Annotated in this window: 13 protein-coding genes; 8 read left to right on the top strand and 5 right to left on the bottom strand. The window is 70.4% G+C overall.

All coding sequences use genetic code 11. The features are described from left to right. Positions 1–39: 39 nt before the first annotated feature. From rapZ to M878_RS81585, 3 genes are all read right to left on the bottom strand, one after another. Positions 40–1,059: an RNase adapter RapZ gene (rapZ, locus tag M878_RS81595; protein ID WP_023551591.1), complete on the bottom strand. Its 1,020-nt coding sequence runs from the start codon at positions 1,057–1,059 to the stop codon at positions 40–42. Further along, positions 1,056–3,185 carry an excinuclease ABC subunit UvrC gene (uvrC, locus tag M878_RS81590; protein WP_023551590.1) on the bottom strand — a complete coding sequence of 710 codons (2,130 nt, stop codon included), beginning with the start codon at positions 3,183–3,185 and terminating at the stop codon, positions 1,056–1,058. The genes rapZ and uvrC overlap by 4 nt, the downstream gene beginning before the upstream one ends. Positions 3,186–3,253: 68 nt before the next feature. Beyond that, a complete protein-coding gene (locus M878_RS81585) occupies positions 3,254–3,628 on the bottom strand; it encodes a hypothetical protein (RefSeq protein ID WP_023551589.1) in 375 nt (124 codons plus the stop codon). Positions 3,629–3,909: 281 nt separating this feature from the next. On the opposite strand from M878_RS81585, the gene M878_RS81580 reads away from it, so the two are divergent. Then, positions 3,910–4,857 carry a hypothetical protein gene (locus tag M878_RS81580; RefSeq protein ID WP_023551588.1) on the top strand — a complete coding sequence of 316 codons (948 nt, stop codon included), beginning with the start codon at positions 3,910–3,912 and terminating at the stop codon, positions 4,855–4,857. A 386-nt stretch (positions 4,858–5,243) separates the two neighbouring features. Here M878_RS81580 and M878_RS81575 read toward each other — a convergent pair whose 3' ends face one another. Then, complete coding sequence (locus M878_RS81575; RefSeq protein WP_031226463.1) at positions 5,244–5,672, bottom strand: Rieske (2Fe-2S) protein; 429 nt, start codon at positions 5,670–5,672, stop codon at positions 5,244–5,246. A 289-nt stretch (positions 5,673–5,961) separates the two neighbouring features. Between M878_RS81575 and M878_RS81570 the strand changes: the two genes are divergently transcribed. After that, complete coding sequence (locus M878_RS81570) at positions 5,962–7,104, top strand: LacI family DNA-binding transcriptional regulator (protein WP_023551586.1); 1,143 nt, start codon at positions 5,962–5,964, stop codon at positions 7,102–7,104. After that, positions 7,101–8,012: a carbohydrate kinase family protein gene (locus M878_RS81565; protein WP_023551585.1), complete on the top strand. Its 912-nt coding sequence runs from the start codon at positions 7,101–7,103 to the stop codon at positions 8,010–8,012. Before M878_RS81570 ends, M878_RS81565 begins: the two co-directional genes overlap by 4 nt. A 147-nt stretch (positions 8,013–8,159) precedes the next feature. On the opposite strand, the gene uvrA is transcribed toward M878_RS81565, so the two are convergent. Further along, positions 8,160–11,186 (bottom strand): excinuclease ABC subunit UvrA, encoded by a 3,027-nt coding sequence (gene uvrA, locus M878_RS81560; protein WP_023551584.1) that lies wholly within the window; start codon positions 11,184–11,186, stop codon positions 8,160–8,162. 224 nt (positions 11,187–11,410) lie between these two features. Here uvrA and M878_RS81555 point away from each other — a divergent pair, with 224 nt between their 5' ends. From M878_RS81555 to M878_RS81535, 5 genes are all read left to right on the top strand, one after another. Then, positions 11,411–12,097 carry a maleylpyruvate isomerase family mycothiol-dependent enzyme gene (locus tag M878_RS81555; RefSeq protein WP_023551583.1) on the top strand — a complete coding sequence of 229 codons (687 nt, stop codon included), beginning with the start codon at positions 11,411–11,413 and terminating at the stop codon, positions 12,095–12,097. Between the two features lie 45 nt (positions 12,098–12,142). Then, on the top strand, positions 12,143–12,799 hold the full coding sequence (locus M878_RS81550; RefSeq protein WP_023551582.1) for an MBL fold metallo-hydrolase: 657 nt from the start codon (positions 12,143–12,145) through the stop codon (positions 12,797–12,799). Positions 12,800–13,146: 347 nt separating this feature from the next. Then, a complete protein-coding gene (locus tag M878_RS81545) occupies positions 13,147–14,046 on the top strand; it encodes an ABC transporter substrate-binding protein (RefSeq protein WP_023551581.1) in 900 nt (299 codons plus the stop codon). Next, positions 14,043–14,966 carry an amino acid ABC transporter permease gene (locus tag M878_RS81540; RefSeq protein ID WP_023551580.1) on the top strand — a complete coding sequence of 308 codons (924 nt, stop codon included), beginning with the start codon at positions 14,043–14,045 and terminating at the stop codon, positions 14,964–14,966. Before M878_RS81545 ends, M878_RS81540 begins: the two co-directional genes overlap by 4 nt. Beyond that, positions 14,963–15,721, top strand: a complete 759-nt coding sequence (locus M878_RS81535; protein WP_023551579.1) for an amino acid ABC transporter ATP-binding protein — start codon at positions 14,963–14,965, stop codon at positions 15,719–15,721. Before M878_RS81540 ends, M878_RS81535 begins: the two co-directional genes overlap by 4 nt. Positions 15,722–15,730 lie beyond the last annotated feature (9 nt).

Below are 15,730 nucleotides of genomic sequence, written 5' to 3'. Positions count from 1 at the left end.
CCATCCGGCGCAGCCGGCTCAGCCGCGGTGTACGTTCCGTCATTCCCGTCCCATGTCCCGGTGTACGACCACCGTCTCCACACCCTCGGCCGCGAGGCGCGCGGCGAGCTTCTCCGACACCGCCACCGAACGGTGCTTACCACCCGTACAGCCGATGGCGATGGTCACATACCGCTTGCCCTCGCGTCGGTAGCCGGCCGCGATGAGCCGCAGGAGTTCGGCGTACCGGTCGAGGAACTCCTTCGCACCGGGCTGGTTGAAGACATAGGCGGACACCTCCTCGTTGAGGCCGGTGAACGGGCGCAGCTCCGGGACCCAGTGCGGGTTGGGCAGGAAGCGCATGTCCGCGACCAGGTCGGCGTCGACCGGGAGGCCGTACTTGAAGCCGAAGGACATCACCGTGGCTCGCAGCTCCGGCTCCTCCTCGCCGGCGAACTGGGCGTCCATCTTGGCGCGCAGCTCGTGCACATTGAGGCTGGAGGTGTCGATCACCAGGTCGGCGTCGCCGCGCAGCTCGCGCAGCAGCTCGCGCTCGGCGGCGATGCCGTCGACGATCCGGCCGTCGCCCTGCAACGGGTGCGGGCGGCGCACCGACTCGAAGCGCCGCACCAGGGCCTCGTCGGAGGACTCCAGGAAGACGATGCGCCGGGTGACACCCCGGGTGTCCAGGTCGGCGAGGGATTCGCGCAGATTGTCGAAGAAGCGTCTACCGCGCACGTCCACGACGACCGCGATCCGCGCCACGTTGCCCTGCGAGCGGGCGCCCAGCTCCACCATGGTGGGGATGAGGGCGGGCGGGAGGTTGTCCACGACGAACCAGCCGAGGTCCTCCAGACACTTCGCGGCCGTCGACCGTCCCGCTCCGGACATACCGGAGATGATCACCAGCTCGGGGATGGCCGCTTCGGGGCCTGCACCCGGCGTAGCGTCCGTGCTCACCTGTGCTCCGTTTTCCTGTTCCGCGGGCTGCTCGCCGGCCGCGGGCAGGAGCTGATCCTGCCCCGCTTCCTTGCGGGCCCGATCTCGCTCCGCTGTGGGCTGTGTGTCGTGCTCGGTCATGTCTCCTGCCCCCGTCGTTCGTCCGGGAGGCCCGCGGTTACGGGCTCCCCCGAGGAACCCGCCGTCGCCTCGGGTTCCTCCTCCTCAATGATCTCCCCAGTCGCCGTGTTCACGGCGGGTGCGGCCGGGACCGCCTGGGCGAGCGCCGCGGCGATCGTCTCGGCCGTCTTCCGGCCTATCCCGGGCACCTCCTGGATCTGTTCGATTGTGGCGGACCGAAGCTTCTTCACCGAGCCGAAATGCTTGATGAGCGCCTGTTTCCGGGTCTCGCCGAGGCCGGGGACGTCGTCCAGGGGGCCGGACCGGAAGCGCTTGGCGCGCTTGGTGCGCTGGTAGGTGATCGCGAACCGGTGGGCCTCGTCCCGGACGCGCTGGAGCAGATACAGGCCCTCGCTGGTGCGGGGCAGGACCACCGGGTCGTCGTCGCCGGGCAGCCAGACCTCCTCCAGGCGCTTGGCGAGACCGCAGACCGCGATGTCGTCGATCCCGAGCTCGTCCAGGGCGCGCCGGGCTGCCGCGACCTGGGGCTGTCCACCGTCGACCACGACCAGCTGGGGCGGGTACGCGAACTTCTTGGGACGGCCCTCGTCGTCCTTGAGGGAGCTGGTGATCGTGTCCATACCGGTGAACGCGTCCGTACCGCTCGCCTCCGAGCCGGCCAGTGCGGCGTCACCGTCGGTGAGGGAGTCCTCGGTGCCGGAGCCGTCGGCCCACTCCCCCGTCTTCTCCTTCTCGGCGAGGTAGCGCTTGAAGCGGCGGGTGATCACCTCGTGCATGGAGCGGACGTCGTCCTGGCCCGCGAAACCCTTGATCTGGAAGCGGCGGTACTCGCTCTTGCGCTGCAGGCCGTCCTCGAAGACGACCATGGAGGCGACCACGTCGTCCCCCTGGAGATGCGAGATGTCGTAGCACTCGATGCGCAGCGGGGCGCTGTCCAGGTCGAGGGCCTCGGCGATCTCCTCCAGAGCGCGCGAGCGCGTGGTCAGGTCGGAGGCGCGCTTGGTCTTGTGCAGCGCGAGAGCCTGCTGGGCGTTGCGCTGCACGGTCTCCATGAGCGCCTTCTTGTCGCCGCGCTGCGGGATGCGCAGTGAGACATTGGCCCCTCGGCGGCCGGTCAGCCACTCCTGGACCGGCAGGGCGGGTTCGGGCAGCGCCGGAACCAGCACCTCCTTGGGGACCGCGTCCCCGCTCTCCTCGCCGTAGAGCTGCTGCAGGGCGTGCTCGACCAGCGCGCCAGTGGTGATCTCCTCGACCTTGTCGGTCACCCAGCCGCGCTGGCCGCGGACCCGGCCGCCGCGCACATGGAAGATCTGCACGGCCGCCTCCAGCTCGTCCTCGGCGACGGCGATTAGGTCGGCGTCGGTCGCGTCGGCGAGCACGACGGCGTTCTTCTCCATGGCCTTCTTCAGGGCCTCGATGTCGTCGCGCAGGCGGGCGGCACGCTCGTACTCCATCTCCTCGGCCGCCTCCATCATCTGCTTTTCCAGACGGCGGAGGTAGGTGCCGGTGCGGCCGGCCATGAAGTCGCAGAACTCCTCGGCCAGCTCCTGGTGATCCTCGGCGCTGATCCGGCCCACGCAGGGGGCGGAGCACTTGCCGATGTAGCCGAGCAGACAGGGGCGGCCGGTGCGGGCGGCGTTCTTGAACACGCCGGCCGAGCAGGTGCGCACCGGGAACACGCGCAACAGTAGATCGACGGTGTCCCGGATGGCCCACGCGTGCCCGTACGGCCCGAAGTACCGGACACCCTTCTTCTTGTGACCGCGCATCACCTGCACGCGCGGGAACTCCTCGTTCATCGTCACCGCGAGGTACGGGTAGCTCTTGTCGTCGCGGTACTTGACGTTGAACCGGGGGTCGTACTCCTTGATCCAGGAGTACTCCAGCTGGAGCGCCTCGACCTCCGTGGACACCACGGTCCACTCCACGGACGCGGCGGTGGTCACCATCGTCCGGGTGCGCGGGTGCAGGTTCGCCAGGTCCTGGAAGTAGTTCGCCAGGCGCTGGCGCAGGCTTTTCGCCTTTCCGACGTAGATCACCCGGCGGTGCTCGTCACGGAACCTGTACACCCCGGGAGAGTCCGGGATCTCACCCGGCCTGGGGCGGTAGCTGGAGGGATCGGCCATGTCTCACACCCTACTGGCGAGCACCGACACCGCGTCGGGCCTGTGGACAACCCCCACGCCCGTGCCGCTCACCCCTTCGCGCACCATCCCGTGTCTGCCGGCGGAAGGCCCGTACCGATCATGTGCCGGACGATCCGGAAGGCCTCGCCGAGCGGCACGGTGTCCTCGTCCGGGCAGATGTCGCACTGCCCGTTCGCGAGCCGGAAGCCCCCGCTCGCCCCGCTGCGTCCCGCCGAGACGGCATGCGCGCCGGGAGCGTCCTCCTCGTCGAGAAACATCACCAGCGCCCGCTCGGTGTTGCCCACCACGGTCAGCAGACGCCCGGCGGAGCTGGTCAGCCGGGCTTCGAGGCGGCCCTCAGCGATCCTCCGCCGCAGGGCGACGACCGCTTCCTCGGCCGTCACGGACATGGGCTCACCGACGAATGCCCAGGTCTCCGTCACCCGTCGATCTTCCCATCGGGTGGCGCGGGCGGGCGGGCGGCCCACGACGGGCGGCTCGGGCACGGCGTCGGGACCCGGTCTGCTTCGGTCGTGGCGGGTTCGAGGTGTTGTCGGGGTCTGGTCAACACGCTTCAATGCGGGGGAACTCGGGGCCGCGCACGCCCGCGTACGGCGCGGCGTGCACAGCGACAGGCGTCCACAGCGCCCACAGGGGTGGCCCCGCACGCCAGCGCAGACGGTCTGACCAGCCGTAGCGACACCTCACAGAAAGGCGCCCCGGCATGCTGCATGCCACGGAGCACGCGCACCTCCCCACCGCGGAACTGGACACGGCCCTGCGGGGCGGCCCCTTCCATGTGGCGCTGCGCGCCGCGATCGCCGCACGCGGGCTGCCGCTCCAGCGCGTCCAGCACCATCTGTCCCGGCACGGGGTCAAGGTCGGTGTGACCAGCCTGAGTTACTGGCAGCAGGGCGCCCGTCGCCCCCAGCGCCCCGAGTCGCTGCGGGCGGTACGGGCGCTGGAGGAGATCCTCCAGTTGCCGGACGAGTCGCTGATCCGGCTGCTCGCCGAGGTCGACGAGCGCGCGGTGACCGGCCGCCCGGCGGGGCGCTCCTACCGCTCCCTGATCGAGGCCTCGGACGTCCTGGACCGGCTCCGGGCCGAGCTGGGCTGGTCCCTCGACGGTGGGCTGCACACCCTCGGCCACCACGAATGCGTCCGCATCGGCGCCCGGCGCGAACTGGCGAGCCGCGAGGCCCACCACATCGTGCGGGCCCACCGCGACGGCGTGGACCGCTTCGTCGCCGTGCACCACGGCGACCCCGGCTGCCGCCCGCGCGACATCAGAGTGCGGGCGCTGGAGAACTGCCGTACAGGACGCGTCCGCTGGGATCGGGAGACCGGCGTCCTGGTGGCGGAGCTGCTCTTCGGCACCCGGCTGCGCTCCGGGGACACCTTCCTCTTCCGGTACGGCATCGAGGACGGCACGTCCGGGCCCTCCCGTGAGTACCTCCACCGCTTCAGCTTCCCCGGCGGCCAGTACGCGCTCCAGGTGCGCTTCGACGCGACCGCACTACCGGCCCGCTGCCATCGCTTCACCCAGCACTCTGCGGCGGCCCCCCGCAGCGGCCGGCACGAACTGCCGGTCAGCGGCCCCCACCACTGCGTCCACGTGGTCGAGCCCCGGATACGTCCGAGCATCGTCGGCATCGCATGGGAGTGGGAGTGAAGTCGCCTCGGGCGTAGGCCAGTTGAGGCAGCCTAGGGCCATCGCGGGCGACACCCGGGGCTTCCCTCCCGGCTCGGTGGCTCGGCGCTGGGCGGTTACGTGCGAGCCAGGGCAGCTGCGCGGCTGGCGGCCGCGGAGGGACGGTCGTGCCGACGGCTGGGGAGGGTGATGGTCGTGCAGCTGCGCAGGTGCAGCCATCGGCCGCGCGAGGACGGTCGTGCGGCATCGGGGAGGGGACGGTCGGCGACTGCGCAGGGACGGTTGCACGGCAGCACAGGGACAGGCACGCGGCCTCGCGGGAACGTCCTGAGGCTGTGCGGGGATGGTCGAGTGGCTGTCCGCGGGGACGGTCATGCGGTCGCGCGGCCAGGACGCCGGCGCGGCCGTCAGGCGCCCGGGCCTGCGATGATCCTGCCGTTCGTGGTCTTCACGGCCAGCTCGGCCAGGGGCTCGGTGGCCGGTGACTGGACCACCTTGCCCGTCACGGCGTCGAACTGGCTGCCGTGGCAGGGGCAGATCAAGGTCGTCCCCTGCAGCTTGTTGATGGGGCACCCCGCGTGCGTGCAGATCGTGCTGTAGGCCTTCAGCGTGCCGTTTCCGTCACGGCTGACAACCACGTTGTGGTCCCCGTAGAGCTTGGCGCCGCCCTTCGAGACCTCGTTCTCGGCACCGAGGTCGACCGGCGCCGTCGGGGTGGCCGCGACCGCGCTGCCCTGGCCCGGCGCCGAGCACGCGGCCAGGCCGAGCCCGGCGACCGGAGCCACGGCGGCCCCTCGAAGAACGGTGCGGCGGCTGGCGGAGGATCGGGCGGGCATCTGGAACTCCACTGCTCAGGGGGTGTGCAGGGCGACGATACCCGGGCAGAAGGGTCGGCCCCGAGCCGGGGTGGCGACTGCGGGGAGGGGCGTCAGGCAGTGGCGGTGAGGGGGCCAGGCGGTAGCGCGGAAGGACCGGGGCGGTGCCGAGGAGGGCTGGCGCGGTGCTGGTGGCGGACTGGAGGAGGCGGGACGTAAACGCTTGCGCAAGCGTTTACGCGAGGGCGGTCGATGAGATACCGTCCCGGCCAGAAAGCCTGCGCTCGATCAGTTCAGGGAGGGAACCGCCATGCCCACCATGGCCGACGTCGCGCGGAGCGCCGGGGTCTCCGTCGCGACCGTCTCCCACGTCCTGAACGGCACACGTCCGGTGCTGCCGCACACCCGCCAGGCCGTGCTGGACGCCATCGACGCCCTCGGCTACACCCCCAACACTCTGGCCCGTTCCCTGGTGACCTCCCGCACCCGCTCCATCGGGCTCGCGGTGTCGGCGATCAGCAATCCGTACTTCACGGAGATCCTCCAGGGCGTCGAGGCCGCCGCCCTGGAGGCGGGCTACAGCCTGCTCATCGCGGACCCCCACGACGACCCCGGGCACGAACGCAAGGTCGTACAGCTCCTCCATGAGCGCCGGGTGGACGGCATGATCGTCGCACCTTCCGCGCATCCGCATGATCTGGTCGGCTATCTGCGCCGCCATGCCGTACCGACGGTGTTCCTGGACCGGGTGATCGACGCGGGCATGACCGACGGGGGCGCGACCAGCGATGGAGCGGGTGGTGGCGTGGGCGCCGCCCATGGTGAGGGCACGCCGTGGTACGACCAGATCTGCGCCGAGAGCACCGAACCGACCGCCCGTCTCGTCACCCACCTCGCCGGATTGGGCCACCTCCGGATCGGCCTGGTCGCGGGCCTGCCCGGGCTCAGCACCACGAGTGAGCGCGTGGCCGGCTACCGGGACGGTCTCACCGCCGCCGGCCTGGCCCACGACGAACGGCTTCTGGTCTCCGGGAACTCCGAGTCCGCGGGTGCCGAGCAGGCCACGGCCGCCCTGCTCGCCCTGCCCGATCCGCCCACGGCACTCGTCACCGCCAACAATGCGATGACCATCGGCGCCCTGCGCGCCCTGCGCCGGCAGGGCCTGTCCGTCCCGGACGACATCGCCCTGTGCTGCTTCGACGACTTCGCCTGGGCCGACTTGTTCTCACCCCGGCTCACCGCGATCGCCCAGCCCAGCAGGGAGTTGGGCGCGCATGCGGTGCAGGTACTCCTGCACCGCCTGAACGAGCCGCACCGGCCGACCCGGACAGTGCGGCTGCCGTGTGCATTCGTCCATCGCACGTCCTGCGGGTGCCTGGAGGAGCCGGGCGGGTCGGAGGATCCCGCGCATACGGCATCAACCACGCTGTCGGAGAAGGGAATTGCCTCGTGATCGTCGTCGCCGGTGAGGCACTGATCGACCTGGTGCCGCAGGGCCCCGGTGCCCTCGCGGACCTGAAGCCGGCGCTCGGCGGCGGCCCGTACAACACCGCCGTGGCCCTCGGCCGGCTCGGCTCCCCCACCGCGTTCTGCTCCCGGACGTCACACGACGCCTTCGGCGAGGCCCTGCTCGACGGGCTGCGAGGGGCGGGGGTGGACGTATCCGGCGTGCAGCGCGGAACAGAGCCGACAACCCTGGCGGTGGCCACGATCGACGGCAACGGCTCGGCCGCCTACTCCTTCTATGTCGAAGGGACCGCCGACCGCCTGTTCACCGCCCCGGCCGCGCTGCCCGCCGGCACGCGCGCGGTGTCCTTCGGCACTTGCTCGCTCGTCCTGGAACCGGGGGCGAGCGCCTATGAGGAGCTGATGCGCGCGGCCGCGCGTCAGGGGCTGTTCACCGCACTCGACCCCAACATCCGGGCGGGACTGATCCCGGACGCGGGCGCCTACCGGGCGCGTTTCAAGAGCTGGCTGCCCTCGGTGACGCTGCTGAAGCTCTCCGCGGAGGACGCCGAGTGGCTGGGCGGCACCCCGGGCGAGTGGCTGGCCGCGGGACCGGCGGCCGTCGTGGTGACCCGGGGCGAGGACGGGCTGAGCGTGTTCACCCGGGACGGCGCGGAGTACTCCGTGCCGGGTGAGAAGGTCGCCGTGGTGGACACCATCGGCGCCGGTGACACCGTGAACGCGGCCTTGCTGCATGGGCTTTCGGCCCTGGACGCGCTGTCCGCGGACGCGCTCGCCGCCCTCGGGACAGAGGGCTGGACGCGGCTGCTGCGCTTCGCGGCACGCGCGGCGGCGATCACCTGCTCCCGGGCGGGGGCCGAGCCGCCGTACGCCGCCGAGCTGGGTGAACTGTGAGCGGCTCTTTTCCTCTCTGCTGTTGTCAAGGTGCGGCCGGACCCGTGGTACGGGGGCCTGTCGGACCGCAGGGCCGGGGTGGCTGACAGGGGAACGAGCGGCGCCCCGCGGGAAGTTCCCGCGGGGCGCCGCTTTTTTGGTGGTGTGTCAGGCCTTGCGTGCTCGCGTCGTCTTCTTCGCGGGCGTCGTCTTCTTGGTGGCCGTGGCGGCCTTCTCGGTCGCCGTGTTGTTGGCCCTGGCCGTCACCGTCTTCTTGGCCGCCGTCTTCGCCGCGGCCGTCTTCCTGGCCGTGGTGGCACGCGGAGCCTTCACCGGTTCCGCGTCGCTGATGCGGTCGGCGCCAAGGATCTCGCGCAGGAACTTGCCGGTGTGGCTGGCCGGAACCCCGGCGACCTCCTCGGGCGTGCCCTCGGCGACCACGAGGCCCCCGCCGGCGCCGCCCTCCGGACCCATGTCCACGATCCAGTCGGCGGTCTTGATCACGTCGAGGTTGTGCTCGATGACGATGACCGTGTTGCCCTTGTCGACCAGGCCGCCGAGGACCTTCAGCAGCTTGCTGATGTCCTCGAAATGCAGACCGGTGGTCGGCTCGTCCAGGACGTAGACCGTGCGCCCGGTGGACCGCTTCTGCAGTTCGCTGGCCAGCTTCACGCGCTGGGCCTCACCGCCGGAGAGGGTGGTGGCGGACTGGCCGAGGCGGACGTAACCGAGGCCGACGTCCTTCAGCGTCCTCAGATGCCGGGAGATGGCCGGGACGGCCTCGAAGAACTCGGTGGCCTCCTCGATCGGCATGTTCAGCACGTCGGCGATGGACTTGCCCTTGTAGTGGACCTCCAGGGTCTCCCGGTTGTACCGGGCGCCGTGGCAGACCTCGCACGGGACGTAGACGTCCGGGAGGAAGTTCATCTCGATCTTGATCGTGCCGTCGCCCGCGCAGTTCTCGCAGCGGCCGCCCTTGACGTTGAAGGAGAAGCGGCCGGGCTGATAGCCACGGACCTTCGCCTCGGTGGTCTCGGCGAACAGCTTGCGGATGTGGTCGAAGACACCGGTGTACGTCGCCGGGTTGGAGCGCGGGGTGCGGCCGATCGGCGACTGGTCGACGTGCACGACCTTGTCGACCAGGTCGTCGCCGTCCACGCGCGTGTGCCGTCCGGGGACGTTCCTCGCGCCGTTCAGCTCACGGGCCAGGTGCGTGTAGAGGATGTCGTTGACCAGCGTCGACTTGCCAGATCCGGACACGCCCGTGACGGCCGTGAACACGCCCAGCGGGAAGGACACGTCGATGTCCTGCAGGTTGTTCTCGCGGGCGCCGTGCACCGTGAGCTGCCGGGACGGGTCGAGAGGACGGCGGATGTCCGGCACCGGGATCGCCTTGCGGCCCGAGAGATACGCCCCCGTCTGCGACTCGGTGTTGGCGAGCAACTCCGTCAGGGAGCCGCTGTGCACGACCTTGCCGCCGTGCTCACCGGCGCCGGGGCCGATGTCCACCACCCAGTCGGCGACCTTGATGGTGTCCTCGTCGTGCTCCACGACGATGAGGGTGTTGCCCATGTCGCGCAGCCGGACCAGGGTCTCGATCAGCCGGTGGTTGTCCCTCTGGTGCAGACCGATGGACGGCTCGTCCAGGACGTACAGGACGCCGACGAGGCCGGAGCCGATCTGGGTGGCCAGGCGGATGCGCTGGGCCTCGCCGCCGGAGAGCGTGCCGGCCGCGCGGTTCAGCGAGAGGTAGTCCAGGCCGACGTCGACCAGGAAGCGGAGCCGTTCGTTGACCTCCTTCAGGACTCGCTCGGCGATCTTCTTGTCCCGGGCGTTCAGCGTCAGCCGGCCCAGGAAGTCCGCGCAGTCGCTGATCGACATCGCGGAGACCTCGGCGATCGACTTCTCCATGACCGTGACCGCGAGGACTATCGGCTTCAGACGCGTGCCCTCACAGGAGGGGCAGGGCACCTCGCGCATATAGCCCTCGAAGCGCTCACGGCTGGCGTCACTCTCGGCCTCGCTGTGCCGGCGCTTCACGAACGGCACCGCGCCCTCGAAGGGCGTGGTGTACACGCGCTCGCGGCCGTACCGGTTGCGGTACCGGACCTCGATCTGGGTCTTGTGGCCGTAGAGCAGGGCCTTCTTCGCGCGCTGGGGCAGGCCCGCGAACGGGATGTCCGTGCGGAAGCCGAGGGCGTCCGCGAGGGCGCCGATGAGGCGGCCGAAGTAGTCCTTGGTGTGTCCGTGCGACCAGGGGTGGATGGCGCCCTCGTCCAGGGACTTGTCCGGGTCCGGGACGAGCAGCTCCGGGTCGACCTCCATGCGCGTGCCGATGCCGGTGCACTCGGGGCAGGCGCCGAAGGGCGAGTTGAAGGAGAAGGAGCGGGGCTCCAGCTCCTCGAAGGACAGGTCGTCGTACGGGCAGTACAGGTGCTCCGAGTACATGCGCTCGCGCTCGGGGTCGTCCTCGGGGAGGTCGACGAAGTCGAGCACGATCATGCCGCCGGACAGGCCGAGGGCGGTCTCCACGGAGTCGGTGAGGCGGCGCTTGGCGGAGTCCTTGACCGTGAGGCGGTCGACGACCACCTCGATGGTGTGCTTCTCCTGCTTCTTCAGCGTCGGCGGGTCGGAGAGCTGGATCGTCTCGCCGTCCACGCGCGCGCGGGAGTAGCCCTTGGTCTGGAGGTCGGCGAAGAGGTCGACGAACTCGCCCTTGCGCTCGCGCACCAGCGGGGACAGCACCTGGAAGCGGCTCCCCTCCGGCAGCTCCAGGACCCTGTCCACGATGGCCTGCGGCGACTGGCGTGAGATCGGGCGGCCGCACTCCGGGCAGTGCGGCTTGCCGATGCGCGCGAAGAGCAGACGCAGATAGTCGTAGACCTCGGTGATCGTGCCGACCGTCGAGCGCGGGTTGCGCGATGTCGACTTCTGGTCGATGGAGACCGCCGGGGACAGGCCCTCGATGAAGTCGACGTCCGGCTTGTCCATCTGGCCGAGGAACTGCCGGGCGTACGAGGAGAGCGATTCCACGTAGCGGCGCTGGCCCTCCGCGAAGATCGTGTCGAAGGCCAGGGAGGACTTGCCCGACCCGGACAGGCCCGTGAAGACGATGAGCGAGTCACGAGGCAGGTCGAGCGACACATTCTTCAGATTGTGCTCGCGCGCGCCACGGACGATGAGACGGTCGGCCACGCCGGTCCGCACCTTTCTTGAGAGAAGTGACAGGGGCGGGGCCCCCGTGCTTCTTCAGACTAGGGGGAGCCACTGACAACGCCGGTCGGATTGCCCGGTTGCATAACAACCTCCGGCCATCCAGCATGCCCGACGCCGCCTCCGACGATATAGCACGTGCTTTCGATTAGCGGACGAGGTTCACCACCTTCACCCAAAGGTGTGGCCGGGCTAGTGTCAGGCTCATGATTGATCACGCTCATGACCTGGCCTGTGTACGTGACGCGACCGAGCGGCTCCTCACCGCGGTCGCCAAACTGGACAACGCGTCGCTCGCCGAGCCGTCACGGCTCCCCGGCTGGACCCGCGGACACGTCCTCGCCCACCTCGCCCGCAACGCGGACGCGCTGGTGAACGTCCTGGAGGGTCGCCCCATGTACACGAGCGCCGAGGCGCGGGACGCCGACATCGAGCGGGACGCCCCGCGCCCCCTCGACGCCCAGCTCGCCGACCTGCGCGAGAGCACGGCCCGCTTCCAGACGGCGGCGGACGCGCCGGCGGACTGGACGCGCACGGTGGAGCTGCGCAACGGGGTCACCGACTCGGCGTCCCGGGTGCCGTTCCGGCGGTGGGCCGAGGTCGAGCTGCACCATGTGGATCTCGGCATCGGGTACGAGCTGGAGGATGTTCCGGCGGAGTTCGTCGAGCGCGAGATCGACTTCCTGGCGGACCGCTTCGCCGGGCACAAGGAGGTGCCCTCGACCGTCCTCGCCGCCGGCGACGGCAGGTCCTGGACCACCGGCGGCGGCGCGGCGGGCGGACCGGTCGCGGTCGAGGGTACGGCTGCCGACCTGCTGGGCTGGCTCGCCGGGCGGCGCGACGGCTCCCGTCTGACCGCGAACGGCGCGCTGCCGAAGCTGCCTCCGTTGTAGGCCGCCGACGGTCCGCGGGCCCCTCTCCGCTATAGGCTGATCACCATGACGTACACCGGAGAAGTCAGAGTCGGCGGACCGGCGGATGTGCATGAGCTGAAAGACCTGATGATCACGAAGATCGCGGTCGGCCCGATGGACAACAACGCCTATCTGTTGCGCTGCCGGGCCACCGACGAGCAGCTTCTGATCGACGCGGCCAACGAGGCGGAGACGCTCCTCGGCATGATCGGTGACGACGGCATCGCATCCGTCGTCACCACACATCAGCACGGCGACCACTGGCAGGCGCTCGCCGAGGTCGTCGCCGCCACGGGCGCGCGTACGTACGCCGGCCGGGAGGACGCCCCGGGTATCCCGGTGCCCACCGATGTCGCGGTGAACGACGGCGACGTCATCAGGGTGGGGCAGGTGGAACTCACCGCGCGGCATCTCGTCGGGCACACCCCGGGTTCGATCGCGCTGGTCTACGACGACCCGCACGGCCACCCGCACGTCTTCACAGGCGACTGCCTCTTCCCGGGCGGCGTCGGCAACACGCGCAAGGATCCGAAGGCCTTCGCCAGTCTGATCCACGACGTGGAGACGAAGATCTTCGACGCACTCCCGGACGAGACCTGGGTGTATCCCGGGCACGGGAACGACACGACGCTGGGAGCGGAACGGCCGCATCTGCCGGAGTGGCACGCGCGCGGGTGGTGAGCGCGGGGCGCGGGTGGTGAGCGCCGGGCACGGGTAGCGAACGCCAGGCGCGTTTTCATCGCGCGCGCCCCGTGTGAACTTTTCGCACACGTCGGCGGCGCGTGCGCGCTCCCGGCGCGCCCCGTCGCGCGGTCAACTGGCAGCAGCGCCGCAGAGGATGACGGCTCCTGTGCGGTGGGGCCGCCGGTCTCCCACCCCGCCCTCGGCCGGCGGCCCTGGCCAAAGACCCGCACCGCACGCGTCGTTCACACAGCTGCCGTTCACACGACTGCAACACCCGTTCCCACTATGCGAACAGTTGTGGTCGTGACCTGGACAAACGGGGGGCCGGCTGTCAATCTCCCGCCATGCATCTCGCCCCCCGCACCACGCGTTCCCGCGCCCTGCGCCGCGCGCTGGCCGCCGCCACCGTAGCCCTGCTCGCCACCGCTGTCGGCTGCGCTCCGCAGCCTGAGGACAAGGCGTCGGCCGGCCCCTCCGGCTCGGCCGCGAAGAGCTGCGCCAAGGGCAAGTTGGCCTCCAAGACGTCCGGGAAGCTGACGATCGCGACGGACGAGCCGGCGTACGAGCCCTGGTTCAAGGACGACAAGCCGGCCAGCGGCAAGGGCTTCGAGTCGGCGGTCGCCTACGCCGTGGCCCGCCGGCTGGGTTACGACAAGAGCGCGGTCGTCTGGCAGAGCGTGCCGTTCAACAAGGCGTTCGCGCCCGGCGTGAAGACCTTCGACTTCGACATCAACCAGGTGTCGATCAGCGCCGAGCGCAAGAAGGCCGTCGACTTCTCCTCCGGCTACTACGACGTGCGCCAGGCCGTCATCGCGCTGAAGGGCGGCAAGGCGGCCAAGGCGACGAGCATCGCGGACCTGAAGGACCTCAAGCTGGGCGCCCAGGTGGGCACCACGAGCCTCGACTACATCACCGACGTGGTGAAGCCGAAGCAGGAGGCCGCCGCGTTCGCGAAGAACGACCAGGCCAAGTCGGCGCTGCAGAACGGCCAGGTCGACGCCATCGTCGTCGATCTGCCGACCGCGTTCTACATCACCTCGGCCGAGGTGACGAACGCGAAGATTGTCGGCCAGTTCGAGAACCAGGGCGGCACGCCCGAGCAGTTCGGGCTGGTGCTGGACAAGGGCAGCGCGCTGACCTCATGCGTGAGCGGCGCCGTGGACGCCCTGCGCAAGGACGGCACGCTGGCGAAGCTCGAGAAGCAGTGGCTCTCCGACGCCGTCGACGCCCCGGTGCTCAAGTGACGGTCACCAAGGGCGAGTCGGCCCGGGAGGGGGCCGACGGCAAGGACGGCTTGACCGGCGCTGCCACCGGTGATGGCTACGCACCCTCCGAACGGCGGCTGGAACGCGAGCGCCACAAACGCGCGCGTGCCCGCCGCGCCACGGCCATCGCGGCGCTCTCCACCCTGGTCACGGCCGTCGTGCTGTACCTGGTCGTGGTCAACGCGCCGGGCTGGCCGCGCACCAAGGAGACGTTCTTCAGCGCACAGTACGCGCGCGAGGCGCTGCCGAAGGTCCTCGAAGGGCTGTGGCTGAACGTCCGCCTGCTCGCGGTCTGCGGCGTCGCCGTCCTGGTCCTCGGCATGCTGATCGCGATCGCCCGCACCCTGCGCGGCCCGGTGTTCTTCCCGCTGCGAGTGCTGGCAGCCGCCTACACCGACTTCTTCCGCGGCCTCCCGTTGATCATCAACCTGATGATCGTGGTCCTGGGCGTCCCGGCACTGCGGCTGCAGGGCGTGACGGTCGATCCGGTGCTCCTGGGCGGTACGGCGCTGACGCTGACGTACTCGGCGTACGTGGCCGAGGTGTTCCGGGCCGGAATCGAGTCGATCCACCCCTCGCAGCGCGCCGCGGCCCGCTCCCTGGGCCTGACCAACCGCCAGGCCCTGCGCTATGTCGTCCTCCCCCAGGCGGTACGGCGTCAGGTGCCGCCGCTGCTGAACGACCTGGTGTCGCTGCAGAAGGACACCGGTCTGGTGTCGATCGGCGGCGCGGTGGACGCCGTGCGGGCCGCCGACATCATCGTGGGCCGCAGTCTGAACTACACGCCGTACATCGTCGCGGGGCTGGTGTTCGTGGCGCTGACCATTCCGATGACCCGCTTCACGGACTGGGTGACGGCCCGGATGGACCGGCAGCGGGCCCAGGGAGGATCGCTATGAGCGACGCAGACGCGCCCGTCCTGCGCATGGAGTCCGTCCGCAAGACCTTCGGCGGCTCCGTCGTACTGCGGGACGTCGGTCTGGAGGTCGCGCCGCACACGGTGACCGCGCTGATCGGCGCCTCCGGCTCGGGCAAGTCCACACTGCTGCGCTGCGCCAACCTCCTGGAGGAGATCGACGACGGCGCGATCTGGCTGGACGGCGAGGAGATCACCGATCCGCGCGTCGACCAGGACGCGGTGCGGCGCCGGATCGGCGTGGTCTTCCAGGCGTACAACCTCTTCCCGCACATGAGCGTGCTGGACAACATCACGCTGGCCCCGCGCAGGGTGCACGGCGTCTCCCGCGCGGACGCCGAGGAACGGGCCAGGGAGCTGCTGGAGCGCCTCGGACTCGGTGCCAAGGCGGATGCCTACCCTGACCGGCTCAGCGGCGGTCAGCAGCAGCGTGTGGCGATCGTACGAGCGCTCGCCGTGCGGCCCCGGCTGTTGCTGCTGGACGAGATCACGGCGGCGCTCGACCCCGAACTCGTGGGCGAGGTGCTGGAGGTGGTCCGGGGGCTCAAAGACGACGGCATGACCATGGTGCTGGCGACGCACGAGATGGGCTTCGCGCGGGACGTCGCCGACCAGGTTTGTTTTCTGGACGGTGGGGTCGTGCTGGAGCGCGGCAGCGCCGAGCAGGTCTTCGGTGATCCGCAGCAGGAGCGCACGCGGCGCTTCCTGCGGCGGATCGTGGAGGCGGGCCGGCTGTAGCGGCGCGTC

This window comes from Streptomyces roseochromogenus subsp. oscitans DS 12.976, assembly GCF_000497445.1.
Taxonomy (GTDB): domain Bacteria; phylum Actinomycetota; class Actinomycetes; order Streptomycetales; family Streptomycetaceae; genus Streptomyces; species Streptomyces oscitans.
This window is presented reverse-complemented; position numbering and strand designations above follow the sequence as displayed.